This window comes from Tissierella sp. MB52-C2 (assembly GCF_030931715.1).
GTDB lineage: Bacteria > Bacillota > Clostridia > Tissierellales > Tissierellaceae > Tissierella.
In genome coordinates, this window is record NZ_CP133261.1 from 2,150,683 (window position 1) to 2,177,658 (window position 26,976).

At 30.8% G+C, this 26,976-nt stretch carries 26 protein-coding genes and 1 riboswitch; of the genes, 2 read left to right on the forward strand and 24 right to left on the reverse strand.

What is annotated here, in order from left to right; all coding sequences use genetic code 11:
* Positions 1-143: 143 nt before the first annotated feature.
* Positions 144-3,059 (forward strand): PBP1A family penicillin-binding protein, encoded by a 2,916-nt coding sequence (locus tag RBU61_RS10800; RefSeq protein WP_308875406.1) that lies wholly within the window; start codon positions 144-146, stop codon positions 3,057-3,059.
* 10 nt (positions 3,060-3,069) lie between these two features.
* Here the strand turns inward: RBU61_RS10800 and spoVAE are convergent, their stop codons facing one another.
* The 13 genes from spoVAE to RBU61_RS10865 all read right to left on the reverse strand — a co-directional run bounded on the left by spoVAE (position 3,070) and on the right by RBU61_RS10865 (position 12,502).
* On the reverse strand, positions 3,070-3,426 hold the full coding sequence (spoVAE, locus tag RBU61_RS10805; RefSeq protein ID WP_308875407.1) for a stage V sporulation protein AE: 357 nt from the start codon (positions 3,424-3,426) through the stop codon (positions 3,070-3,072).
* 10 nt (positions 3,427-3,436) lie between these two features.
* Positions 3,437-4,453 (reverse strand): stage V sporulation protein AD, encoded by a 1,017-nt coding sequence (gene spoVAD / locus RBU61_RS10810; RefSeq protein ID WP_308875409.1) that lies wholly within the window; start codon positions 4,451-4,453, stop codon positions 3,437-3,439.
* A gap of 3 nt (positions 4,454-4,456) precedes the next feature.
* Positions 4,457-4,906 carry a stage V sporulation protein AC gene (gene spoVAC / locus RBU61_RS10815; protein ID WP_308875411.1) on the reverse strand — a complete coding sequence of 150 codons (450 nt, stop codon included), beginning with the start codon at positions 4,904-4,906 and terminating at the stop codon, positions 4,457-4,459.
* A gap of 12 nt (positions 4,907-4,918) precedes the next feature.
* Entirely contained in the window at positions 4,919-5,335 is a 417-nt protein-coding gene (locus RBU61_RS10820) for a stage V sporulation protein AB (RefSeq protein ID WP_308875413.1), read from the reverse strand.
* A 15-nt stretch (positions 5,336-5,350) separates the two neighbouring features.
* Complete coding sequence (locus RBU61_RS10825; RefSeq protein WP_308875414.1) at positions 5,351-5,971, reverse strand: stage V sporulation protein AA; 621 nt, start codon at positions 5,969-5,971, stop codon at positions 5,351-5,353.
* A complete protein-coding gene (locus tag RBU61_RS10830) occupies positions 5,964-6,128 on the reverse strand; it encodes a hypothetical protein (protein WP_308875415.1) in 165 nt (54 codons plus the stop codon). Before RBU61_RS10830 ends, RBU61_RS10825 begins: the two co-directional genes overlap by 8 nt.
* 65 nt (positions 6,129-6,193) lie before the next feature.
* Entirely contained in the window at positions 6,194-6,952 is a 759-nt protein-coding gene (gene sigF / locus RBU61_RS10835) for an RNA polymerase sporulation sigma factor SigF (protein WP_308875418.1), read from the reverse strand.
* 5 nt (positions 6,953-6,957) lie between these two features.
* Complete coding sequence (gene spoIIAB, locus RBU61_RS10840) at positions 6,958-7,395, reverse strand: anti-sigma F factor (RefSeq protein ID WP_308875420.1); 438 nt, start codon at positions 7,393-7,395, stop codon at positions 6,958-6,960.
* 14 nt (positions 7,396-7,409) lie between these two features.
* Positions 7,410-7,745: an anti-sigma F factor antagonist gene (gene spoIIAA / locus RBU61_RS10845; RefSeq protein ID WP_308875421.1), complete on the reverse strand. Its 336-nt coding sequence runs from the start codon at positions 7,743-7,745 to the stop codon at positions 7,410-7,412.
* A gap of 137 nt (positions 7,746-7,882) precedes the next feature.
* Positions 7,883-8,728: a bifunctional 5,10-methylenetetrahydrofolate dehydrogenase/5,10-methenyltetrahydrofolate cyclohydrolase gene (locus RBU61_RS10850; RefSeq protein WP_308875422.1), complete on the reverse strand. Its 846-nt coding sequence runs from the start codon at positions 8,726-8,728 to the stop codon at positions 7,883-7,885.
* A 127-nt stretch (positions 8,729-8,855) separates the two neighbouring features.
* Positions 8,856-10,346, reverse strand: coding sequence for a Na+/H+ antiporter NhaC family protein (locus RBU61_RS10855; RefSeq protein WP_308875423.1), 1,491 nt, complete (start codon positions 10,344-10,346; stop codon positions 8,856-8,858).
* Between the two features lie 180 nt (positions 10,347-10,526).
* A complete protein-coding gene (locus RBU61_RS10860; protein WP_308875424.1) occupies positions 10,527-11,534 on the reverse strand; it encodes a C40 family peptidase in 1,008 nt (335 codons plus the stop codon).
* Positions 11,535-11,632: 98 nt separating this feature from the next.
* Positions 11,633-12,502: a cation diffusion facilitator family transporter gene (locus RBU61_RS10865; protein ID WP_308875425.1), complete on the reverse strand. Its 870-nt coding sequence runs from the start codon at positions 12,500-12,502 to the stop codon at positions 11,633-11,635.
* A 311-nt stretch (positions 12,503-12,813) separates the two neighbouring features.
* Here RBU61_RS10865 and RBU61_RS10870 point away from each other — a divergent pair, with 311 nt between their 5' ends.
* Complete coding sequence (locus tag RBU61_RS10870; RefSeq protein WP_308875426.1) at positions 12,814-13,479, forward strand: PHP domain-containing protein; 666 nt, start codon at positions 12,814-12,816, stop codon at positions 13,477-13,479.
* 275 nt (positions 13,480-13,754) lie between these two features.
* Positions 13,755-13,855: riboswitch (glycine riboswitch) on the forward strand.
* Between the two features lie 146 nt (positions 13,856-14,001).
* Here RBU61_RS10870 and RBU61_RS10875 read toward each other — a convergent pair.
* The 11 genes from RBU61_RS10875 to RBU61_RS10925 form a co-directional block, all read right to left on the reverse strand.
* The gene (locus RBU61_RS10875; protein ID WP_308875427.1) at positions 14,002-15,852 is read right to left on the reverse strand and encodes an Eco57I restriction-modification methylase domain-containing protein; all 1,851 of its coding nucleotides are present in this window, start codon (positions 15,850-15,852) and stop codon (positions 14,002-14,004) included.
* A 198-nt stretch (positions 15,853-16,050) separates the two neighbouring features.
* Positions 16,051-16,953: a hypothetical protein gene (locus RBU61_RS10880; protein ID WP_308875428.1), complete on the reverse strand. Its 903-nt coding sequence runs from the start codon at positions 16,951-16,953 to the stop codon at positions 16,051-16,053.
* Positions 16,954-17,207: 254 nt separating this feature from the next.
* On the reverse strand, positions 17,208-18,350 hold the full coding sequence (gene nagA / locus RBU61_RS10885) for an N-acetylglucosamine-6-phosphate deacetylase (protein WP_308875429.1): 1,143 nt from the start codon (positions 18,348-18,350) through the stop codon (positions 17,208-17,210).
* Positions 18,351-18,505: 155 nt separating this feature from the next.
* Positions 18,506-19,438, reverse strand: a complete 933-nt coding sequence (pfkB, locus tag RBU61_RS10890; protein WP_308875431.1) for a 1-phosphofructokinase — start codon at positions 19,436-19,438, stop codon at positions 18,506-18,508.
* 21 nt (positions 19,439-19,459) lie between these two features.
* Positions 19,460-20,314, reverse strand: a complete 855-nt coding sequence (gene fba, locus RBU61_RS10895; protein ID WP_308875433.1) for a class II fructose-1,6-bisphosphate aldolase — start codon at positions 20,312-20,314, stop codon at positions 19,460-19,462.
* Positions 20,315-20,339: 25 nt separating this feature from the next.
* Positions 20,340-21,437 carry a sn-glycerol-3-phosphate ABC transporter ATP-binding protein UgpC gene (locus RBU61_RS10900; RefSeq protein WP_308875434.1) on the reverse strand — a complete coding sequence of 366 codons (1,098 nt, stop codon included), beginning with the start codon at positions 21,435-21,437 and terminating at the stop codon, positions 20,340-20,342.
* Positions 21,438-21,465: 28 nt separating this feature from the next.
* Positions 21,466-22,446, reverse strand: coding sequence for an ROK family protein (locus RBU61_RS10905; protein WP_308875435.1), 981 nt, complete (start codon positions 22,444-22,446; stop codon positions 21,466-21,468).
* Positions 22,447-22,460: 14 nt separating this feature from the next.
* Positions 22,461-23,717: a Gfo/Idh/MocA family oxidoreductase gene (locus tag RBU61_RS10910; protein WP_308875437.1), complete on the reverse strand. Its 1,257-nt coding sequence runs from the start codon at positions 23,715-23,717 to the stop codon at positions 22,461-22,463.
* 32 nt (positions 23,718-23,749) lie between these two features.
* Positions 23,750-24,595, reverse strand: a complete 846-nt coding sequence (locus RBU61_RS10915) for a carbohydrate ABC transporter permease (RefSeq protein WP_308875438.1) — start codon at positions 24,593-24,595, stop codon at positions 23,750-23,752.
* A gap of 19 nt (positions 24,596-24,614) precedes the next feature.
* The gene (locus tag RBU61_RS10920) at positions 24,615-25,550 is read right to left on the reverse strand and encodes a sugar ABC transporter permease (protein WP_308875440.1); all 936 of its coding nucleotides are present in this window, start codon (positions 25,548-25,550) and stop codon (positions 24,615-24,617) included.
* Positions 25,551-25,672: 122 nt separating this feature from the next.
* The gene (locus RBU61_RS10925; protein WP_308875441.1) at positions 25,673-26,941 is read right to left on the reverse strand and encodes a sugar ABC transporter substrate-binding protein; all 1,269 of its coding nucleotides are present in this window, start codon (positions 26,939-26,941) and stop codon (positions 25,673-25,675) included.
* Between the last annotated feature and the right edge of the window lie 35 nt (positions 26,942-26,976).

Sequence of the window (26,976 nt, forward strand, 5' to 3'; positions counted from 1 at the left end):
TAATATATGATACGAATTAATATTATTGTTACTTTCGTCACCATATTGTAATAATTATTTAAGGTCTAGAAATATTAACATTATCATATTTCTATGGTATAATTAATTAGTTCAAGCCTTTTCTTAACTAAGGAGGTAATTTAATGGATAGTAATAACGATAATCAAAAGAAGAAGCCATCAACTAAGAAAACTATTTTTAAATCTTTAAAGATATTTCTAATTGTAATTCTAACTTTATCAGTTGTAGCTGGTGGTGCTGTAGTGGGTGTAGTGCTTTCTATTTTAAAGGATGCACCAGATATAGATCCTACAAAAATCAATGCATCTTTAGATCTTACTTCAACCATATATGATTCTTCTGGCAATCTTATAGAAAAAATTCAAGCACCAGAGTTTAGAACTATAGTAAAAATAAACCAAATGCCTGAATATCTTAAAGACGCATTTATCTCAATAGAAGATGAAAGATTTATAAAACATATTGGTGTAGACCCTAAGGGTATAATTTCTGCTGTCATGGATAATTTAAAGGCTGGCTCAACTGTAAGAGGTGCTAGTACTATTACTCAGCAATTAGCTAGAAACGTTTACTTGACTTTAGAAAAATCTTGGGACAGAAAAATTAAAGAGGCTTATCTTGCTCTACAAATTGAAAAGGTTTTAACAAAAGATCAAATACTTGAAGCATATTTAAATAGAGTAAATTTAGGTCAAGGTGCTTATGGGGTTCAAGAAGCTTCACAAACATATTTCTCTAAAAATATAGAAGACCTTACTCTTGCAGAATCTGCTTTATTTGCAGGTATTGTAAAATCTCCAACTAGGTATGCTCCTTATCACACCATAAGACCTGAAAACTTTGATCCAAATAAACATCACGAAGTTGGAAGAGTTGAAATATTAGGAGAAAAGTATATAACAGTTTATAATGAAGAGGCAGTGAAAAGACAAAAGATTATACTTAAAAAAATGTTGGAATTAGAAAAAATTAGTGAATCTGAATATCAAAGTGCTTTAAATGAGAATATTAAAGAAAATTTGAAACCTGGACAAAAGAAAATAGAAGGTATTTCTTCTTATTTTACAGACTATGTAAAAACACAAACTGTAAACGCACTTATGGAAAGATTCGGATACACTAAGGAACAAGCTCAAGATCAACTATTTACAGGTGGATTAAAAATTTATGCTACTATAGATGTAAAACTTCAAAGAGAACTTGAAAATATTTATAATAATTTTACTGAAATCTTAGTAGGAAATCCTAGTAAAGTCAAGGGACCTATATTAGTAGACTGGAAGCTAAATAAAGCAAAAGATGTTATTAATGATAAAGGAAGTATTATATTTTATCAACGAAATAACTTGGTCAATGAAGTATTTGAATTGATATTAGAAAAGGGAACTTATGAACTAAGGGATAATGATTTATATATTAAAAACAAGAAGCTTACTCCTTATCCAAAACATATAGATGTGGCGGATTACTATACTATAGATGATAGAAAAAATTTAGTAACTCATACCGTTGGATCTATAGTCATACCTGAAGATCAATTCAGCGTATCAGATAGTAAGGAAATAAGAATAGGTCAAACTTATTTAAATGATAATAAGGATTTCTATAGAATTGATGATAATGGAAATCTATTAATCAATGAAAAATATTTTTATATATCTAAAGATGGTATTGTTCAACCTCAAGCAGCTACTGTTCTACTTGATTATAGAACAGGTCAGATTAAGGCTCTTGTTGGAGGCAGAGATATCGAAGGTACTAGTATACTAAATAGAGCTACTGCATCTCAAAGGCAACCTGGTTCTGCTATGAAACCAATAGCCGCTTATTTACCAGCATTGGATAATGGTTATACAGCTGCATCTCCTATAGATGATATTCCTTTTTATGCTAATGGAAAATTATGGCCTAGAAACTGGAATCGAGTATATAAAGGTATTAATACTTTAAGATATTCTGTAGAGCAATCAGTAAACGTAAGCTCTGTTAAAACTGTGGAATCTATTGGAATTAAAACTTCCATGTCCTATTTAGAAAAGCTAGGTATTATAAGTAAAACTAAGCCAGAAAATGATAGCTTCGTTACATCTCAAGAAAGTGGAACTAGTGATGAGAACTTATCTGCCTTAGGATTAGGTGGTATGACTAAGGGTGTAACTCCTCTAGAACTTACTGCAGCCTATGGAGCCATAGCAAATGATGGTGTTTATATAGAACCTATAGCCTTCACTAAAATAGAAGATAAAAACGGAAATATACTAATTGACAATACACCAAAGGAAACTGTAGTTGTTTCTCCTCAAATTGCATATATAATGGGAGATATACTAAGAACAACTGTATCTAATGGTATAGCTAGAAGAGCAAAATTATCTAATATGGCTGTAGCTGGTAAAACAGGTACAACAACAGATCAAGCTGATATTTGGTTTGTTGGATATACTCCCTACTATGTTTCAGCTACATGGATAGGAAATGATTCTCCTAAAATTACTCTTACACAAAGCAGTCGTACTGCTACACAATTATGGCAGCATATAATGACAAAAATGCACGAAGGTTTAGAAGGTAAAACTTCTTTTAATAAGCCTAATAATATAGTTAGTGTCAATGTATGTACAATATCTGGAAAACTTCCTACAGAACTTTGTGCTCGTGATCCAAGAGGCAGTACTGTGAGAAGTGAAATCTTTGCAAAAGGCACTGAGCCTACTGAGTACTGTGATGTTCACGTGGAATTAACTATAGATAGTGCTACTGGAAAGATTGCCAATCCGTATTGTCCAGAGGAAAATCTAGTTACTAAAGTATTTATTGAACGTACACCACCATATTCTCCAGCACAACATAACGGAATAGTTCCATCTGATTACCAATATACTGCACCAACAGCAATTTGTGATGAACATGATTTAAATAGTGCAATAGAGACTCCTGAGGAGGATGATGATGGTATCCTCCCACCATTCCCTGGTTGGGGAGACGATAATGACCAAGATGGTGAGGATTATTATGAAGAGGATGAAAACGAAAACTAAGGATTAATCCTTAGTTTTTCGTTTTTGGTTTGGATACTAATGCCATTATATAGCCAAAAAGTATGGCGGCAGCTATTCCACCTGCTGCTGCAGTTACTCCTCCTGTAAAAGCACCTATTATTCCACTTTTCTTTACACCTTCTATTGCTCCTTCTGCTAAAGCATTTCCAAATCCGACTATGGGAACAGTAGCTCCTGCTCCAGCAAACTTAACAATAGGTTCATATAGTCCCAAACCACCTAATATAACTCCTGCCGTTACAAATGATACCAATATATGTGCTGGAGTTAATTTTGTATTATCTAATATAATCTGCCCTACCACACATATTAGACCACCTACTATAAACGCTTTAATATATTCCATTTAATCACTCCTAATTCTTATTTACATCTATAGTAATTGCATGAGCTATTCCTGGGATAGATTCACCCTGTTGATTTATAGTGGTAGAATGAAGAGCTCCAGTTGCCATCATAAGTACTCTATTGAATTTTCCCTTCATTATTTCCTTATATATATATCCATTTAATACAACAGCTGCACATCCACATCCAGATCCTCCTGCATGAGTATCTTGCTGGTTATCAAAGATTTCTACACCACAATCTGTATATATATCTGTTAGATCATATCCCTCTTTTTTCATTAATTCTAAAACTATGGCCTTTCCCACTTTTCCTAAGTCTCCAGATATTATTAAATCATAATCCTTTGGAGAATAGCCTGTATCTTTAAAATGGGTAATCAAAGTATCTATGGCAGCAGGTGCCATGGCTGCTCCCATATTGTCTGCTTCTTTTATACCCATATCTACAATTTTTCCTGTAGTTGCATAAGTTATATAGGGTCCATTACCATTTGCTGATAGTACTGTTGCACCTGAACCAGTAACTGTCCACTGGGCAGAGAATTTTCTTTGATTACCATATTCCAATGGAAATCTAAATTGCCTTTCTGCAGAACTAAAATGACTAGATGTAGCACATACTAAATTATCTGCAAAACCACCATCTATTAGCATTGCCCCAAGAGATAAGGACTCTGTCATAGTGGAGCAAGCTCCAAATAAGCCGTAATAAGGTATTTGTAACGTCCTTGCAGAATATGTTGATGATATTATTTGATTTAATAAATCTCCAGCTAATAAATAATCCATATCTTGATTTGTTAATTTCCCATTTGAAATAGCCGCTTTTATAGCTTCTTCTTGTATTTTTGCCTCAGATTTTTCAAATGATTCTTGCCCCCACATATCATCCTCTAAAATCATGTCAAAATAATCTTTAAGGGGTCCATCACCTTCTTTTGGTCCTACTATTGTATAGGTACTTATTATTGAAGGTGGATTTTGAAACTTTACTGTCTGTAAACCAAGTTTTTTTATTGCCATGAATTATCTTCCCTTCGTAAATAATAAATGCAGTATTCCAACAACTATAGAACTTCCTATTCCATAGACTAGTACTGGTCCTGCTATTGTAAACATCTTTGCTGCTACACCAAATATTAACCCTTCTGTTTTAAACTCCATAGCAGGAGATACCATTGCGTTAGAAAATCCTGTAATAGGAACTGCCGCTCCTGCTCCTCCAACTTTTCCAATCTTATCATAGACTCCAAGACCTGTTAAAAATGCCCCTATGAAAACCATTATAACGGCTGTTCCCGATGCAACAGATTTTTCATCTAATCCATTTTTAGTTAACCATGCTCGCACCATCTGTCCTACGGTACAAATTGCTCCACCTACTAAAAATGCTAATATTATATTTTTGAAATAGGTTGGTTTCGGAATTTTTCTTTCTGCATAATTTTGATAATCTTTTTTATTCATATTTTCCATTTAAATCATCTCCTATTTAAGAAATAACCAAAATATTAAGGCTCCTGCTACCTTTCCACCTAATAAGGCCCATACTGTATATTTCAAACTATCTTTTATTTTGATTTTTTTAGATAATACTGGAATTACATTTAGCACTTCTGCTAGAGAAGAGGATAATAATCCAACGAAAATTCCATATATAAGCCCAATTGGTGCAACCGCAAATTTAGGTAATTTTAAGCTTAAATCTGAAAAATAGACTATTACAGAGCAAATAAATGAAACTATAATTGTGCCTTGATAGAGTTTAATTCGATTCCATGTCTCTGTAATTTGGACTAATCTAGGTACAATCTTCAGTATAGTAAGAAAAGCTGTTATTGCACCACCAACTGTTACACCACCACCAAAGGCAATTAATACTAAGGCTAATAATCTAAAAAACATATTACACCTCTTTTGCTAACTCTTTTTTTTCTTTACATTGTTTAATATATCTTTTTCTAAATCTTCATCATATAATAATAATTCAATCTCCATAGGCCCAGGCTCTTGCTGCCTTCTTTTACTAGAGCTGAGAACTCTAGAAAAAAATGTAATTACTCCAATTCCAATGCCAAAACAATAGGGAATTACCATTAGTAAAGGATTTTTCTTCTTTTCTCCAGTAAAAGTATAATATAATTCTTCCATGGACTTTCTAGTATTTACGTCTTCATGGAAGTTAATTATGGCTAGGCTGGCTCCAAAAAATAAAACAATACATACTGCAGCTACTTTAATAAATTCCCAAAAAGGCCTTTCTTTCCCCCTAGATTTATACTCTATTAAAGTCTCTACTTCACCTAATAAATCTAAATCAATATTGGGATATTTACTTAACACCTTTTCTACTACATCTTTAGCAGTTATGTAATCCCAATCCTCTTCCACGTTCTTTTTCTTTAATCTAAGAATTTCAATATCTTTTTTTATACTTTCATTTTCACTATATACTTCTGCTATATCTTCTACTAATAAATCTTTCTCTGGATCTATAGTTGCTTTTTTACTAATAATTATATATACTTTTTCTTTATCCACTTGATTCACCTGACTCTATTATATTTAGTACAAAATTAGCCCTCTTAGGAGCTTCTTTATTAGTGGTTTGTTCTTTATACACAATAATTCCCCCTATAACTACTAATACTAGTATCAATAATGTAATAAACTTTTTATAGGTAAATTTGTATGTCATGTAATCACCCCATTCTAAAATTATTATTCGCTATATTTAAAATTTCATACAAAAAAAGGCATATATTATGCCTTTGCTAAATTTTTCCTCATTTCTTCTATTATTTTTTTCTCTATTCTTGAAACCTGTACTTGAGATATACCTAATTGATTTGCCACTTCTGTCTGAGTTTGATCTCTAAAATATCTTAAAATAATTACTTGTCTATCTCTAGGTTTTAATTTTTCTAACATTTCTTTTAACACTATATTATCTACAATATCTCTGCTTTCTTCTGGTTCATTGCTGATCTTATCTATTAGATATAATGGAGAGCCATCATTTTGATGTACAACATCATAAAGATAATCCGGATGATATGAGGATTCTAAAGCCATTACTATGTCTTCCTTAGGAATTTGAATTTCATCAGAAATTTCTTGGATAGTAGGCTCTCTTCCTAATTCCATAAGTAGTCTTTCTTCTGCACCCTTAGCTTTTGCTGCTGTTTGCTTTAAAGACCTACTTACCTTTACCAATCCATCATCTCTTAAAAATCTTTTTATTTCTCCCATTATCATTGGAACTGCATAGGTGGAAAACCTAACATCAAAAGAAGTGTCAAATTTATCAATAGCTTTTAATAATCCAATACTTCCTATTTGAAACAAATCGTCTACATCATATCCTCTATTCATAAAACCTCTTAATACAGATCTAATCAGACCTAAATTATGAGATACTAATATATCCTTAGCCTCCATACTGCCTTCTTGAGCCTCTTTAATAAGCTCCATAGTTTCTTCATGGGATAATAAAGCCTTAGTTTCACCACTAATGTTCATAATATCTACTCCTTATTTGGAAGGCTCTGAAATCTCTTAGTCATCTTTACTTTTGTTCCATGACCTTTAATACTCTCTACCTGAAGGCTATCCATAAAAGTTTCCATAACTGTAAATCCCATACCTGATCTCTCCATATTAGGTTTAGACGTATAAAAAGGTTCTCTTGCCTGATCTATATTTAGTATTCCCATTCCCTTATCTTCAATTATTATCTCTATCTCATTATCTTCAATTTTTGATTCAACTATTACTATTCCTTGTCCATATTCATATCCATGTATAATGGCATTAGTTACAGCTTCAGATACGGCAGTTTTAATGTCTGATAATTCTTCTAATGTAGGATCCAATTGAGACGCAAATGCTGCCACTACAACCCTTGCAAAGGATTCATTATTAGACCTACTTAGAAACTCCAATTTCATATAATTCTTTTCCACTTTCTTCATCTCCTTTATAAGTTTTCAATTGCTGCTTCAATTGTTGGATATACATTAATTATCTTAAGGAGTCCAGACATTTTCAACATCTTCTCTACATAGGAATTATCACTTACTATTGCCATAATGCCAGTTTTTTCTATACAATTTTTATATCTCCCCATAATAAGTCCAATACCTGAGCTATCCATAAAGGTCAATCCCCTTAAATCAAGTATTATATTTTTGAGCCTTAGATCATTATACTTCTGATCTATTTTCTCCCTTACATTCTCTGTAGTGTGGTGATCTAGTTCACCTTTAAATTGTACCAATAAATTATTGTTATGTTCTTCTACTGATAGATACAAAATACCCCCTCCTGTCTTTTCTTCTGTACTATTATATATTCTCTACGGATATTCAAATCTCCTTCAAAGAATATTGACTATTTTTGTACTAAAATGAAAAAAAGAGTCAATGTTGACTCTTTTTTTTCGATTTATATTTACATTTTTTTACAAGCATCAACTACATGGGATAATAAAATAGATGTAGTTACTGAACCAACACCACCAGGAACTGGTGTTATCATAGATACCATTTCTGATACCTCTGGATAATCAATATCTCCGCTTAGTTTTCCTTCACTATCTAAACTAACTCCAACATCTATACATACTGACTTCTCATTAAAATACTTTTTATCAAAGAATTTCGCCTTACCTAAAGCAGTTACTACTACATCTGCTTTACTGGTTATTTCATGTAAATCTTTAGTTCTAGAATGACAAATAGTTACAGTTGCATTTTTTTCAAGTAACATCATTACTAGAGGCTTTCCAAGTACCATAGATCTATTAACAACTACTACATTTTTACCTTCTAATGGTACATTATTATATAATAATACTTCTAGAGCTGCCTTTGCAGTACAAGGTCCGAATCCCGTCATATCTCCTTCGAATATCTTTGCTAAATTCATTGGGTGCATACAATCTACGTCTTTAGCTGGTGACAAAGCTTCTCTTACCTTAGTCTCATCAATATGTTTAGGTAAAGGTCTAAATACAAGAACTCCAGATATAGAGTCATCATTATTTAATTCTTCCATTAAAGCTACTAATTCTTCTGTTGACATATCTAAGTTTTTTTCAAAAACCTTAGATTGTATACCTATGGTATCACAATTTTTGATTATACTTCTTTCATAGGAAACATCATCAGGATTATCTCCTAATCTTACAATACCTAATGTAGGCACTTTTCCTATTTTAGCAAGTTCCTCAATATCTTGCTTCATCTTTTCTTTAATTCCAGTCGCAACAACATTTCCTTTTAAAACCTCAGCCAATTAACAACACCTCTTTCATCTATTATCTATAACTAATATTTGTGTAACTACTCAGATTATAACATATTAGGCTTTTTATTCAAGAATCCCTTTGCAAAAAGGCACCTAAAATTTAGGTGCCTTATAATTATTTCGCTTTTACAGATTTATGCTTTTTTAGTTTTACATTTGGCTCAGTTGGCAAACCAAACAGAGGAACAAATCTGTCCCAGCCAGTTAAAGTTAATAATAATATTGAACCTACGGCTACAAATGCCATAAAATTATATTTAACAAATTCTGTCCATTTAAATACTTTTATTGGATATACGGCATTGGCAATACCTATAAAAAATCCAATATATACGTGCCATGGAATAAGTTGTGAACCAAATACTCCTAGAGCATCAGAGAAGGTAGCATTTCTCAAGCGAAGTTTATACATATCCTCTTCACTTGCCTCCACATTTTCATCAGTCAATTCTTTTATAATAGGTCCAATAGTTACTATTTGAGCCATTTCATCTGCTAATGTAGCATTACCTATAATAGACAAGATACCATTAGCAAACATTAATTGTCTCACATTTCTTACTAGCCTTGAAACTAAATTTGATATAGGTTTAAAGGCATTCATCCTATTCATTATTCCACCAAAGGCTCCAACCCACATCATCATAACTATTACCCATTTTCCCGCTTCTGCAAAACCCGTTTCAATCATTCCTAAAAATTGGGTAGTATTTTCAACAGTACCAGCAAACATACCAAATATATAAGAAGAAATAAGTCCAAGCCCTAAGCAAGCCAAAGTAGGAATTCCCTTTATTGCAGCTATTAAAACAAGTACCAGAGGCACAACCATATAAAACGGTACACCTTCTTTTACTTGATTAAGTAAATCTACTGCTGCAGGTCTTTCTTCAGCCAATGTAGTCCATACTTCCTCTGGAATTTGATTTATTGCATCGGCTGCACTACCAACTTCACCTGGTAATCCTAAACTTGCTACAACAAATAAAATTGCTGCTACAATTAAACATAGGCCAGACCATACACCTTGATGCCTAATTCTATGAATAACTTCTACCTCTTGAATTCCTGAACTAACTACAGTAGTATCTGATATAAGTCCTATATTATCTCCAAAACATGCCCCACCTGCTATTGCTCCAAAAGTAATTAATGCATTACCATCTACTATATGGCTTAGCCATAAGAAAATAGGTGCACAAGCTGCAAAAGTTCCCCATGATGTTCCAGTTGCAATTGATAGTATTGCTGAAATAATAAATGCTATTACTGCTACAGTCTTACCTGTGATTCCAAGCCCTAATGCCATATTAATGATTGCGGCTCCAACTCCAGTTGACATAAATGCTTCTGCCATAGCATAAGCAAGCATAAGAATAAAAAATACCAACTGCATCTCCTTCACATTATCCACTGCTGCATCTACGATTTCATTTAGTTTGTATTTCTCAGTTATGGCAGCTATTATTGCTGCATATACAGTTGCAATAGGCGCTATAACTAAAATGTCTAAACTAATTCCTAAAAAACCTAAAGCTTCAATATTGCTTACCATCATAAGTCCTGCTAGTAAAAATATTGGTGAAAACTTTAGCAATGCAATCATTTTCCCATCCTCCCTTTTTTTAAAAACAGCTTGTTAAATTTTAACTAGAGTATAACATATTACTATTTTGTACACAACATTAATTTGAGTTTGGCAGAAATTTCCGAATTATCTCTATTTTATTTTGCTAACAAAAAATGCATTAAAAATTATTATAACTTTTAATGCATTTACTTCTAGCTAATTATTTATAATTCTTCTTGCTGTTATATATCTCTGCTTATAATAAGCTTCATCTAGAGATGATATCATAATCTGCCTTCTGCCTGAAGATGCGTGTATCATATTGTTATCTCCAATATATAGTCCTACATGACCTATACCTGTCCCTGATGTTCTAAAAAATACTAAATCTCCAGGTACAAGCTCCTCTTTTTTCACTTCTACTCCGTTGGATGATTGAGAAGTCGAAGATCTATTAAGTTTTATTCCTAATGTATTTAAATAAATAGAGTATGTGAGTCCTGAGCAATCATATCCTCTTTTTCCAGTATCTCCTGCTACATAAGGTTTTCCTAGTTCTTCATGGGCAGCCTGAACTACCTTAGTAACAGCAGTTCCTCTTCTAGATATGCTTCCTCTAGTGGCTCTTTCTCTTGACCTTCTTAAATCAATATAGCTTTCATTAGCCTTAAACTCATTTCCATTTTCGTCTATAATAATATAAGTATTATCTTTGAAGTCCTTTATAGAGACAGTCTCACCTTTAATTAAGGTGTAAAATAAATTATTGTCTTTTAGTACCTTATCAACTTTTGAAACTCCATAAGAAATATTCTCTTCTACACTTGCCTCTAAATCCGATAGTTTTACATATCCATCAATACCATCTTCTGTATTAAATAATCCATAGGTGTCATCTTCAAATTTAAGAATTTGTAAAATCTCATTTTCTTTTAATACCCTAATAGGTCCTTCTTCTGGCTTGTCCAGAATATATGTATCAACAGTTACTCTATATTTCTGTGAAGTTTTAGTAGTCCTTATTGTTTCATTTCTTGCTATTTCGTATATTGCATCTTGTTTTTCTCCAATAATAGTTACTTTTTCTTCATTAAATGCAACTTGAGTAGCATCATCTATACTAACATATTCCCTAACAAATATTCCTGTATCCTTAAATCCGATTAAACCAATAAGACATATACCTGCAATTGTTACTGGTAGCTTGTGTTTTCTATTATTCAATATGAACACTCCCCATATTAGATTTCAAATATAAGATTATTATATTCTATTATATTCAATGATGCAACCAAATTATTACAAAATTATTACAATTTTTGTTAACTCTCTTGAAAAGGTTCAATATGAACCATGCAATGTTTAATATCCTCAATATCTTTTTCTAATTGGTCATGGACTATTTCAGAAATATCATGCCCCTCCTTCACTGTAATATAAGGGTCTACAAAAATTTCTACATCAACATAAATTTTATTTCCAAATATCCTAGTTTTTAATTCTTTTACTCCTCTTACTCCATCGATGAATTGAATTTTATTTTTGATTATTTCTATAGTTTCTTCGCTTGCAGATTCATCAACTAATTCTTTAACAGATTTTATATATAGATCTACACCCACTTTAATTACAAAAATAGATACTATTATTCCCGCAATTGGGTCTAAAGCAGGAAAACCTAGCCTAGCTCCAAGCACACCTGCAAATGTACCAATAGAGGAAAAAGCATCAGATCTATGGTGCCAAGCATCTGCTTCCATAGATATACTCTTTATTTTCTTAGCTACTTTAATTGTATACCAATACATTCCTTCCTTAATTAGGATAGATAATAAAGCTGCCACAAGTGCAATTAGTTTTGGTGCTTTAATCTCACCATTAATTAAAATCTTAATGGACTCATATCCTATAAATATTCCAGTTAATAGTAATAGCATACTTAAAATTTTTGCAAACACGGACTCATATTTCTCATGTCCATAGGGATGATCTTTATCTGCCTCTTTAGAGGATATTTTTAGTCCTATTAAAACCACAAAGGTAGTTAAAATATCTGATAAAGTATGTATTCCATCTGCAATCATAGCACTACTATTTCCTATTATTCCTGCAATGACCTTAAATGCAGCTAAAATAATATTGATTATAGCCGTTATCCAAGAAGTTTTCACACCTAATTTATAATTTTCCATGTTTTTCAGACCTTTCTTAATTTTATATTGATAATGATAATTTAATTATACATAGATATTATAGATAATTCAATAGTATTACCAAGATAGAAAGCATTATCAATTGATAACTGATTTAAATATAATTCTAATTTTTATTATTCCCTATATTATTTTATTCACAAAATAAAATTTTATTTACAAATTATATAACTTTTAAATTATTTGTTTTCTTAATAGGATAAATCATTTTTATAATATTTATCTATAATTGAACTTATGACTTATTTTTATGGTATAGTACTTATATTAGAAGTTTTGGAGGAATATTTATGATTATAGATACTCATATACATGAAAACAAATATTCATTTGACAGCTTTCTTGATTTTAAGGAATCTATCGAATTAGGTAAGCTTATGGGCTTAGATTCCATGTGTATTACAAATCACGATAATAATCATTTACGAAATGAACTAGGTGATTCTGCTAAGATAAACGATGTTTTAGTAATAGTAGGTGCGGAGATACTTACTTTTGAAGGAGATATACTTGTATTTGGATTAAAAGATATCCCAAAAGAAATGATAAGTGCAGAGGAACTTTTAACACTTGTTAAAAAACATAAGGGTGCTGCCATTGCCGCACATCCCTTTAGAAATAATAATCGTGGTATGGGAGAAAATATTAGAAAACTTAAACATCTCCTTACAGGCGTAGAATCTTTTAATGGTAGTACTTATTCATACCACAATCTACAGGCTTATGCCTTAGCTACAGAATTAAACATACCATCTTTAGGTGCAAGTGATGCTCATAAACTTCCTAAGCTTGGGTCCTACGCTACAAAATTTTATGATACTATACGAGATCATAAAGACTTTATTGAGGCTCTTAAAGTTGGGAACTACCACCCTGTTATGAGGAAAAATGGTAAATATGAAAATATCAATTATTATTATGAAGATCATATAGTATCAGAAGAAAAAACCATATAATTTACAGCAAATTCATTCTCTCTTATTAATATAAAAAAAGAACTTCAATTTTAACTAGAAGTTCTTTTTTTTACATTACATAGTATATATAATTTTTTTGATATAAATATTATTTTTTACTTGCAATTATTTAAATTATGTGTTAACATGATAATAGTTGAAAAGTTAATAAGCGAATGAAGATTATTGGAAATATCTAATAGATAACCGTAGGAGCAAAAAGTAAGCATATCACTAAACTTACTTTGAAACTCTCAGGTTCTTAACAATAATCTGACGCGTTCCCTGGAGAGACTTGTTAAATCAAGCATCGAAGAAGCAATTCATATATGTATATTATGAGGAAACTTTCAGATAAAAAGACAGGGAGATAAGGTGATATTACTTTAATATATGTCACTTTATCTCCCTGTCTTTTTATGTTTTTGTAAATTAGATATTTTCTCCCTATCGAGGAGTTGTTAAGTATATATTAATTTTATGACACACACACACAAATAAAGCCATGATAATATCATGGCTTTATTTGTTTATATAGTTATTTATTATTTCATAATCTAATTCATCTAATTCAAAATATTCTCCTATAATTTCATCTATATTTTTTTCTAAATCATATATCTTTTTCTGAATTTCTGCATCACCTTTACTTTTTAACTTCATTATCTCATTAACATTTTCGCTTATATCATCTACTATTTCCTCCATAATTATTTTTAAATCCAATATTGAATTAGGATAATAATCATAAATTCCTTTTCCCATTTTCTTAGCAAATAGTTTAAAGTAAAATTCATAAATACTTGAATTAAGTAATCCAACTAAATATTCCAGGGATATTCTATCTTTAAATTCATCTCTAACAACTAAAGAATATATGTCTGCACTATAATATAGATTATTATAATCTATTGTAAATCTATTGCTTCTAGATTTATAAGGAAATATTATTTTAGGCTGTTCAAATAAGTTTCTATCTCTACCCCATTGTAGCTCATACCATTTTCTACTGCCTGTTTTACATTCTCTTCTCTTTTCTAGTCTTGTTTTATATTCTTTAATAAATTTTATACTTCTTGGATAATCCCCCTCTTCTTCTATTAAGTCAGAATATATTAAGAATAGATCATTGTCTAAGGTATTATATCTCTCTATATTACTATTTTTTATCCATCTTTTAAGTAAGTCTTTTTCTATATTTTTTGACATTACTTCTTCTCCATTTAATACAAATGCCTTATCACATCCAGTTATAATTCCTTGGAAAGAGTTTGCTATATCTCCTAATCTATATCTCGTCTTTCTTTCTATTTTTTTATAGATATTTAAACTTCTTTCAGATATAAGTATCCATCTTTCTAGTTCTAAGCTATCCTGTTCTACTTGAAAACTACTAAATAAATCAGACTCTATCTTTGATCTCAAATCCTTTAAATCATTAAATTTATACTTATCATTAATTAATTTATGTACCTTTATTTTATTACCTATTAGTCTATGTTTTTTAAATAAGTATATGGCAGTCGCAACTTTAACATCCTTAAAAATTTCAGCTCCATAGAAATCTACTATTTCAAAAATATCTGTATTTTCCTTTAAATACAATCGTAACTCTTTCCCCGTAGGGCTTTCCATGAAATATCTAGAAGTTATTATTCCAGATATTCCTTTAGGACTTAAAATCTCAAGTATTCTTTGGAAAAAGCAGAAGGAAATATCTGATTTATCTTTGAACACATCCTTATATTCTTCCAATAACCATTCCTTATACTCTATACTCAATTGTTTATGTCCAATATATGGCGGATTGCCTATGGAAATATCATATTTTTTACTCCAGAACTCCTTCAGTTGGTTATAATCCTTTGAATCTATAACATTGTTCTCCCATCTTACTAGACTATCACATTCTACAATATTTAAGTCTATTATATAGTCTATTTCTTCTTTAGATAATAAAGCCAATTTAGTTAAATCAACAGCTACCCCATCTTTATCAGCACCATAGATACAATGTTTCAGTATATGATAGTGAATATTTTCTTTCTGCCAATAATCTATTCCCTTTACTTTTACTATTTTCTCATACTTTTCTATGGTGTATATATTATCTTTATATTTATCTCGTATTTCCTCTAGTTTTAGTAAAAATTTTTCCTTTAAAATATCATAAGAGGCAGTCAAAAAATATCCTGCACCACAAGAAATATCTATTATACTAATAAAAGGATTTTGAATTATATCTACTTTTTCAACTGTATTTTCCAATATATATTTAATAACAAAATTTGGTGTATAATATTGCCCTATTGATTTTCTAATTTCATTATCTGTATTTTGTTGGTAAATCTCACCTAATATATTATCTCCCATATTCCACCTCGGTTTTCCCATCTTTTCTCACTATATTATACAAAGTTTACACTTAGTATATCAATATAAAACTAAAAAATAACTTTATGAGACATATATTAAATATATGTCTCATAAAGTTAAATCATTTTTGAAATTTTATTTGTTTTATTATTCAATTTAATAGCTCCTTAACAAAGCATTGCTCTTTATTACTTATTATTTAACTTTATCAGGATTTTTCAGAAAAATTTCTTGCCCTGTAGAGTTTACCAATTTAAACTCTCCTGTACTACATTTGATATCTGATAAATGTGGAATATTAAAATATCCATCTTCATTCATGTGATATTCATTTCCTCCAATAATCCATTTAGCATCTTTTGGAACTCCATATTCAATATGGTTTCTTGAGTTGATACCATCTATGTTATCATTAAAAGTTTTTTCATTAATTATGCCACCACTATCTTTATAAAAATATTTGTAAGTTTTATTTGCTGTTAAACCCACTTCTAAAGTTCCTGGTTTAAAACCTAACTCCTTTAGTAAATATTCAGTACTTTTTTTTGATCCATTTATATAATTCTGGTTTCTCAATAAGTCATTTATTATATCTGAAGTGTTGTCTAATACTTCATCAAAAGAATTATTTTGATCATTATAGATGTTATCAACGAATTTAATTGTTTGAAACCCTCTATTTGTTGCTCCGTAAATCCTATCTATACCATCATTATGACTAAATCTATAATAAGAGTTGGATTTTAAAATCAATCTGTTATCATTAACTTTTAAAGTTTCTACATTATCCAAATCTATAACTGGTGACACATCACTAATTGGTATCTCTATTATTGTACTACCACTACCAATACAAAAATTATTTGTATTGTATTCAAAAGAAACAACTTCATCTGAAAAGTCTATCATCTTTCTGTTCTCTATCATTTTAGGTGTTATTTTTTTGAAATTAATATATTTAGTTATATTCACATTTTTATCACTCCTAATATAAGAATCTATATTCTTATTATTAGTTAGACTTAATGTGTTGTTTTTTTTACTTATATTTCCAAACAAAAAATTATTATTCTTACTAAAGAGATTATTTATATACATTTATTTCTCTCCTTAATTTTAAAATTATTTTAAAACAGGATGTACATATTTAAAGACTATAATTGAAAAAGTATAACTTTTTTTCATTAAATAATCATACTTTCTTTTAAAAAACTTATATTATAAGTACTATCGACAATATTTATGATAAATATAGTAATATTACTATATTTATATATTTTATATTATATTAGCTATACTAATCGAACTCAATAACACTTCACATAACAAAAGCATCCCTAGGGATGCTTTTGTTAAAATACTAATTTTCCATCTAATACAACATTTTTAATATTTATATCCTTATCAAAAATAATTAAATCAGCTTTTTTACCTATTTCAATACTTCCCAACTGGTCATCTACATTTATGGCTTTTGCAGCGTTTAAACTAGCCGTTTTTACTGATTCATAAATAGGAATGTTTAAAAATTTTACCATATTGTATACAGCCTTTTGCATATTAAGAGTGGAACCAGCTAAACTTCCTGATTCTAGCCTTGCTGCTCCTTTTGAAACATCAACCCTTTGCCCACCTAGTTCGTATTCTCCATCTTCAAGTCCAGCTGCTCTCATGGCATCTGAAACCAATACTATTTTATCATACCCCTTCATCTTTAAGGCAATATTTACAGCTCCATCATGTAAATGGATTCTGTCATAGATTATCTCACAGTATACTCTATCATCCTCAAGGGAAGCTCCTATGACTCCAGGCTCCCTATGACTAAAGGCTCTCATGCCATTGTATAAATGAGTAGCGACAGTTACTCCACAGTCTATGCCCTTTTTAGTCTCTTCAAAGGTTGCATTTGTATGAGCCATGGCTATTGTTATATTTCTTGCTTTTAAATATTTTATTATATCTAAGGCACCTTCCAACTCTGGAGCTATGGATACCATTTTCATTTTATCCTTTGCTATATCTACTATTGATTTTATCTTATCTAAATCTGGAGTTTTAATATGTTCTTCTGGCTGAGCACCTTTTTTACCTAAATCAAAAAATGGCCCTTCTAAGTGTACCCCTATAATACGGGATATATCATGTTTATTTGTATAATTATTTATATTTTCTATTGCATTCATTATATTATCATAGGAGGAAGTAATTACAGTACCTAAATAAGATGTTACACCATTGGAAATATGGTATTTCCCAATTTCATCTAAGGCTTCCTCACTACTATCCATTATATCAAATCCTTTGTTTCCATGGTTATGAATATCTATAAATCCTGGACTAAGATAATTTCCATCTCCATCAATTATTTCATGTTTTCCATTACTAAACTTTTCTTCCAAATCTATATCTACTATTTGTCCATTTTCTACTAAAACCCCGTATCCCTTTAAAACTTCATAAGGAGTAATAATATCTACGTTTTTTATTAACATAAACTCGCCTCCATATAATCCTAAATAATTACCTCTAATATAACTCTTTACCTCTTTTATCTAAACTTAATCATATATCTATATAATTTTAGATAAAAAATGCCTATAACCAATTTAGCTATAAGCATTTTAACTTGTATTTTGTATAATTATAATTATATTTTTATTTTTTCAATTTTTATCCTATTGATTAACTTATCTACATTGTCTAAGTCTACCTTACCTGTTTCCAACTCCATGGCATTTGCAGTTCCACAGGCAGAAGATAATCTTAACATACTTTCAAAATCATATCCCCTCAATAAGGATACTGCAAATCCTGCAACCATAGAATCTCCAGATCCTACAGTATTCATAACCTCCACCTTGGGAATATCTACTCTATACATATATTCATTATTAAATACTAATGCTCCCTTATCTCCTAATGATATACATATTACTTCTATGCCATTTTCAATAAAACCCTTTACTCCCCTAATAATATCTTCTTCAGAGTTAATATTTCTGCCTATGAGTTTACTTAGCTCCTCTTTATTAGGTTTTATTAAATATGGTCTTTCCATTATACCTTTTGCTAAATGCTCACCACTGGTATCTAAAATAAATTTTTTCTCTTTTTTATTGGCTCTTTTTATTAGTTCATTATATATATCTACTGGTAATCCATTAGGCAAACTTCCAGATGCACATATTATATTATATTTATCCAATAGACTATCATATAGCTGGTAGAACTTATTTAATTCTTCTTCATCTATAGTAGGGCCAGATTCAAGTATTTCTGTATTACTTCCATCACTTGATGCTATATTAATACAAGACCTAGTCTCTCCATTAATAAATATAAAATCATTTTCTATATTGATTTTAGCCAGTTTATCTATTATATATGTTCCATTTCTGCCACCTAAAAATCCTGTAGCTAAAACTGGATCTCCAAAGGTATTTATTACCTTAGTAACATTGATACCTTTTCCACCAGCTGTATATTGATATTCATTAGTTCTAAATATTTTTCCTTTTTCAAAATCCTTTACATCATATCTTCTATCAATAGAAGGATTTAAAGTAATAGTTAAAATCAACTATATTCCTCCTTATAAGTTTTAATATCTATTTGCACTTCCACAGACTTTTATTTTTTCCATGGCTATTTTCTTTACCATATCCTTAGCCGGAGTTAAATAATATCTTGGATCATTTGCAGATGGATTTTCTTTAAAATATTCCTTAATAGCTTCAGCAAATGGTATTTTTAGTTCTGTTGCTATATTTACTTTACTAATTCCATTTTCTACTGCTTTTATTACACTTTCGTGAGGTACACCAGATGCACCATGTAATACAAGAGGTATGCTTACCATACTATTGATTTTACTTAATCTTTCAAAGTCTAATTTAGGTTCAGATTTATAGACGCCATGAGCAGTTCCTATGGCAACAGCTAAGGAATCTACATTTGTCTTTTGTATAAAATCTAAGGCGATATGTGGCTCTGTAAGGGTAGTATCCTTTTCATCTATATCTCTATCATCTTCTTGTCCACCTACTAGTCCTAATTCTGCCTCTACACTAACTTCATATCTATGGGAATACTTAACTACTTCCCTTGTAATACTTATATTTTCTTCATAAGACTTTAGAGAAGCATCTATCATTACTGATTTATATCCTGCTTGAATACATTGCTTTAATAATTCTACATCTGTACAGTGATCTAAGTGTAGTGCTATGGGAATATCATATTTTTTAGCTGCTGCTCTAGCCATAGCAACTATAAATTCTAATCCAGCATATTTTACAGTTCCTGGAGTTGTGGCAATCATCAGAGGAGACCTAAGTTCATAAGCTGCTTCTATTACTCCCTTCATAGTTTCTAGATTATGAATATTAAAAGCAGGAACAGCATATTTGTTTTTTCTCGCTTCTATTAACATTTCTCTATTTGATACAATATCCATGGATTTACCTCTCCCAGTTATTAATTTATTTTATTGCTAATTCCGTATCTTTATCAAAAAAGTGTAGCTTTCTTTCGTCAAAGTATATTTTTATATCTTTATGATTTTCTATATTTATATCTGAATCTATTATTGAAATCAATTGATATTTTCCTAATTTAATATATACATATTTCTCAGAGCCTAACATTTCAATTAATTCTACAAAACCATTTAATTCTATTTGAGTTTTTCTTGTTTCGTTATAAATATGTTCAGGTCTTATACCTATGATTATAGCCTTATTTAAATATCCTTTATCAGCTAATCCTTTACCTACTTCTTTGGAAATATTAAGTCTAATATCATCTATCTTAATACTATAGTTATCCCCTTCAGAGATTAATACTCCTTCCATAAAATTCATTTGAGGACTTCCTATAAACCCAGCTACAAAAACATTTGCTGGATTTTGATATACGCTTTGTGGTGTATCTACCTGTTGTATTACACCATCTTTCATTATTACAATTCTATCTCCCATGGTCATGGCTTCTGTCTGGTCATGGGTCACATATATAAAAGTAGTCTCTAATCTTTCGTGGAGCTTTATTATTTCTGCCCTAGTTTGGACTCTAAGCTTTGCATCTAAATTAGATAGGGGCTCGTCCATAAGAAATACTTGTGGATCTCTAACAATGGCCCTTCCAAGGGCTACCCTTTGTTTTTGTCCTCCAGAAAGTGCCTTAGGTTTTCTGTCTAAATATTCTTCAATTCCTAGTATCTTCGCTGCTTCTGTAATTCTAGCATTGATTTCATCTTTAGGATATTTTTTTAATTTAAGGGCGAAGGCCATATTATCATAAACTGTCATATGAGGATAAAGGGCATAGTTTTGAAATACCATAGCAATATCTCTATCTTTCGGGGGAACATCATTAACTAAAGTATCTCCAATATATATTTCTCCCTTTGAAATTTCCTCAAGTCCTGCAAGCATTCTTAAAGTTGTAGATTTACCACATCCTGAAGGTCCTACGAATACTACAAATTCCTTATCTTTAACTTCTAAGTTAAATTCCTTAACAGCTTCTACATCTCCTGGATATATCTTATATACATTTTTAAAAACTAATCCTGCCATTCTTATCCACCCTTCTCAATATCTTAGGTTAAATCTTCCATTTTATTTCTTCTTCTTTTAAGGTAACTACTACAGATTCTTCATACTTATTTGAATCTATCATCTTTGCATATAATGCTGCACCAGTTATTGGCTGCAAAATAGGTTTCATTAATTTAACCTTTCCATGTTCCTCTAAGTATTTTTTTAAAGGTTCTAATACAAAACTATCTGCATTAAATACACCACCTGAATAGGAAATGAGTATTTCCTCATCCTGTAGATTTAACTGATTGATTACAGATTTTATAGTAAGGTAGTGTTCAAAAGCTGCTTCTTCAAAGACCTTAATAGCTTCATTATCATTTTCTAAGGCAGCCTTATATATTATCTTTGAAAATTTTGCAATTTCATCTCTTTTCATAGATAGCTTAGTAATAACAATATCTATTAGGTCAAAATCATTTTCTATATCTAATTCTTCTCTTAATATATTATAAAGAGGAGTCTTACTAATTCTCCCATCAGATTCCTTACTAAATATTTCTATGGTTTTTTTTCCTATCCAATAAGCTGATCCCTCATCACCACAGAAGTGTCCCCATCCACCTGCTCTAGTAGAATGTCCTTCTTTATCCATTCCAAATGCAATAGTACCTGTACCTGCGACCATATTTATTCCAGCCTTACAAGCCAATGATCCTGCCCAAGCAGCGACTGCATCATTGTCACAAGTAAATGGAACATCATTTAGCATCTCTTTTATAATGTTTAATAGTAGAGGAATATCCTTTTTAATTTCACCAAAGCCAGGAATTCCTAAAAATGCATAATTGATTTCTTCAATAGATATTTTAGCTTCATTACAAATATCTTTTATCCCTTCTCTTATTACATTTTCAAAGTTCTTAAGTGATGATTGCTTATAGTGGCAAGTCGGCTTTATATTATAGGCTAATATCTTGCCCTTATCATTTATTAAGACAAATGCAGTTTTGGTTCCTCCACCATCAACTCCTAAATATAACAAGTCCAAACCCCCAATTAAAATCCATTAGTATAATCTTTTGTATTTATTACTTTCTTAGTTTTTCTAGCTTCTTCTGCTGCAAAGGCCATCATATGACTTTGTACTGAAATACTTGCAGAAGTTAAACCAGTTTCTGAATTTGCATCAGATTTTACCAGTGCTATAAAGTCTTCCATAATACCAGTGTCTCCACCACCATGACCACCTGATACTACTTTTGGTGTTATGACCTTCTTCTCATTTGAAGTAAATAATTGTACTTCAATTTCATTTTTAACATCATCGCCTATGATTTCTCCCATAGTACCCATTATCTTAATATTTCTATGAACTTTATTTGTAAATGCAGAAAGATTAAATACAACAGTTACTCCGTTTTCAAAGTTTAACACAGTTCCTTGATGATCAACTACGTTATTATCACAGCCTCCAAAAACACATCTGCCATAAGGTCCTTCCTCTAAAGCCTTATCAACATTTTCCTTAGTTTGAATTTCTGTTATTACAGAAGTTGGCCATCTGCCGATATTATCATAATATAGTTTTAATGCTGAATAAGGGCATTCATTCTCAACCTTACAAGTTACGCAACGATCAGATGCCCCTTTTGGTCTGTTTTCCAATTTAAAATGACTTAATTCTCCAAAGGATGCTATATCTGTACAATCGCTATTAACTAGCCATAAAAGTATATCCATATCATGACAGCTCTTTTGTAATATTAAAGGACTTGATTCATCACTATTTCTCCAGTTTCCTCTAACAAAGCTATGGGCAAAATGATAATACCCTATATTTTCATTATGTTGAATAGATATAACTTTACCAATTACTCCACTATTAATCAATTCCTTAAGTTTAGAATAAAAAGTAGTATATCTTAAAACATGGCATATCATAAATACTTTATTATTTTGTTTAGCAAGTTTTCCAAGTTCTGCAACTTCTTCTGGTTTATTTGACATTGGTTTTTCAAGTAATATATGATATTGTTTTTCTAAGGCTAATTTCGCCGGTACAAAGTGAGTATTGTCTGGCGTAGCTATTACTACTGCATCACAGCATTTTTCCTTGCTAAAAAACTCTTCATAGGATTCAAAAGCCCATTCATCACTTATATTATGTTTTTTACAAAATTCTTCTCTTTTTAATTTATTGGGTTCTGCAACTGCTACAAACTCTATATTTTCTGGATGTAAAAGAGCGTAATTTCCATATATATCCTTTCCACGTTGACCTGCACCTATTAAAGCTACTCTTATCTTTGACATATTTTTTCTTCCTCCTAACATATATTAAACTCTTAACCTTTCGAACCGGTAGATGCCATTCCTTCAACAAAGTGTTTTTGGAAGATAGCGAATAATACTATCATAGGCCATACTGCCAGTACAGTACCTGCCATTGCAACAGGGAAGTTTGTTCCGTGCTGACCACTCAAAGTTGATAATCCTGCTGATAATGTCATTTTATCTATAGATGTATTTACTATTAAAGGCCACATCAATGAGTTCCAACAATATAAACAAGCTGTAATAGCAAGGGCTGCTATTCCTGGCTTCACCAATGGAGTCATTATTTTCCAAAATATTGTAAAATGATTACATCCATCTAAACGAGCTGCCTCTTCCAATTCTTTTGGAATTCCCATATAAAATTGTCTCATAAGAAAAGTTCCATAGGCACTAAATAGACCTGGAAGCACTAGTGCAGTAATAGAGTTTAGTAATCCTAGCTTTTTCATAATCATAAACTGTGGTATTAAAAATATTTGTCCTGGTACCATTAATACAGATAAAATCAATACAAATATAAAGTTCTTACCTTTAAAATTAATTCTTGCAAAGGCATATCCTGCCATGGAACAAAATACAATTTGTCCTATAGTTGTCAGCATTGTATAAACAATAGTGTTGAAATAAAACTTTCCATAAGGTAAAGTTCTCATAGCCTCCTTATAGTTTTCCCATTGCATTTGTTTAGGAAATATTGTAGGAGGAATAATTGTTGATTCACCTAAAGTTTTAAATGATGTTAAAATCATCCAAACAAATGGTATTATAGTTATAATCGCACCTAAAATAAGTAACAGATGTATAATTATTTTGTTGATTTGCATTCTTTTTTTATTAGATGAAATTTCCTTCATATTCCTACTCCCTTCACTTCTAGTAGTTTACCCATTTTTTCTGTAGCCTTAATTGAATTGCAGTAATAACCAAGATTATCATAAATAATACAATTGATATGGCAGAAGCATATCCTTTTTCTTGGAATTCAAATGCATATTTATAAAATAAATATACTATTGACATGGTACTATCTACGGCTAAACTAGTTTTACTAATCATTAAAAATATTAAATCAAACATTTGAAGTGCACCAATTAGTGAAGTTATCATTACAAAAAATATAGTTGGTGTTAAAGAAGGAAGCGTTATAGAAAAAAATTGTCTAATAGGACCTGCTCCATCTATGGTTGCCGCTTCGTAATATGCCTTAGGTATGCCTTGTAATCCAGCTAAGAAATATATAATCTTCATTCCTAATGAACTCCATATTCCTACAATAATTAACGCTCCCATGGCAAATTTAGGGTCTGCAATCCAAGCCTGTCCTTCAATTCCTACTTTAGCTAGTAGTTGATTAAGTAATCCATACTGTCCGTTATATAACCATTTCCACATCATGGCAATAGCTGCCGGCATAGTAACAGCTGGTAAAAAGTATAAAGTTCTATATAATGATAGTCCCTTTATTTTTGAATTTAATAATGTAGCTATAAATAAAGATATGATAATACTAATAGGTACACTAATAACTGTAAATTTAACAGTATTTATTAGGGCCTGTGGCACCTTAGGATCAGAAAACACATTTATATAGTTTTCCATTCCAATCCACTTATATTTACCGAAAGCTCCCAGGTTTGTAAAACTATAGTATAAATTTTGAAAAAATGCAGCTATATAAAATACTGCTAGTCCCAGCACTGTTGGTAAAATCAATAAATATCCCCAAAAAAGATCATTAAGCTTTCTTTTTCCAGATGCCTTTGAGGCCTTATTGTTCTGGTTGTCTTTAATATCAGTAATAGCTTTCATGTGATCCTCCTTCTATAATAAGCCCCCGCAGGGTGTAGTTCAAGTTGTCCTGTAAGGGCTTTTACAATCTAAGAGTCAATTAGCCCTGTTTATTATAAGGCTAATTGACAGAATTCAAACTATTATTGTTCTTTAGTTAAAGCCTCATTCATTAACTCAGATATTTTCTTTAATCCTTCTTCTACAGTTATACCTCTATTCCATATTTGTTTAATATACTCATTTTCTACGTCATTCCATTTTGAAGTATTCAGTGAAACTGGATACATAACTGCATAATCTAATTCATCAACGAAAGCTTTTAAGTTAATCTCTGGATGAGCAGCTTCCCAGATATCTAATACTTCTTTATGAGCTGGAATTACTACTCCTGACTTAGCCCATACTTCGTTTGCTTCTTTACTTCCTAAGAACTTTACAAAATCCCATGCTTCATCCTTATGTTTAGAATTAGCAGCTATGGCATTTGATAATCCATGAATAGTTGCAGCACGCTCTTTTATTAAAGGCATTATAGTTAAATCTATATGGTCTTTAATAACTTCATTTTGCATAAATACTGGTACATTCCATGATGCTGCGTACACCATAGCTACTTTTTCACCTTTAAATAATTCTATGGCATTTGTGTCAGCTTGTTCTTCAAGGGTTGGTGACAATCCTTCTTCTAAAAGATCTATCCAAATTTTTGTTCCTTCTAAAGCTTCTTTTGTATCATATCCTGAAGTTTTTCTATCTTCAGAAATTATATATCCTCCCGCTTGAGGAATAGTATCATATATACCTTCTTGTGTGTCAGGTCTTGCAGCTATACCATATATTCCTTTTTCTTTATCTGTTAGTTTTCTTGCCGCTTCAACCATATCATCCCAAGTCCAGTTTTCATTTGGATATTCTACGCCCTTTTCATCGAAAAGTTTTTTATTATACCAAAGTGCTGTAAGATCCCAGTCTTTTGGTATACCATATAATTTACCATCTACAGTATAAAGATCTATTAATCCTTCTGGATAAACGCTAAGATCAATATTATTAGATTCAACTAATTCATCTAATGGAACTAGCATATCATTTGCAGCATATTTAACTATATTAGGTCCATTAATCCAAAATATATCTGGAAGTACTTCCCCAGTTGCAGCTGTTTCAAGCTTTGTCCAATATTGTCCATATGGAGTTAATTGTATGTCAATTTTTATATTTTCGTTTTTAGCTTCATACATATCTGCTAGTTCTCTCATAATTGGCTCTTGATATTTATCCCATAGACCAAAAGTTAATGTTGTCTTACCATCTGCCGAGCCATCTGAATCTTTTTTTGTGCACCCTGCTACTATAGCAACAAGCATCATCACTACTAATAAAATTGATAAACTTCTTTTAATTTTCATTTTCTTCCCCCTAACAATTTTAATAAAGTCCTTTA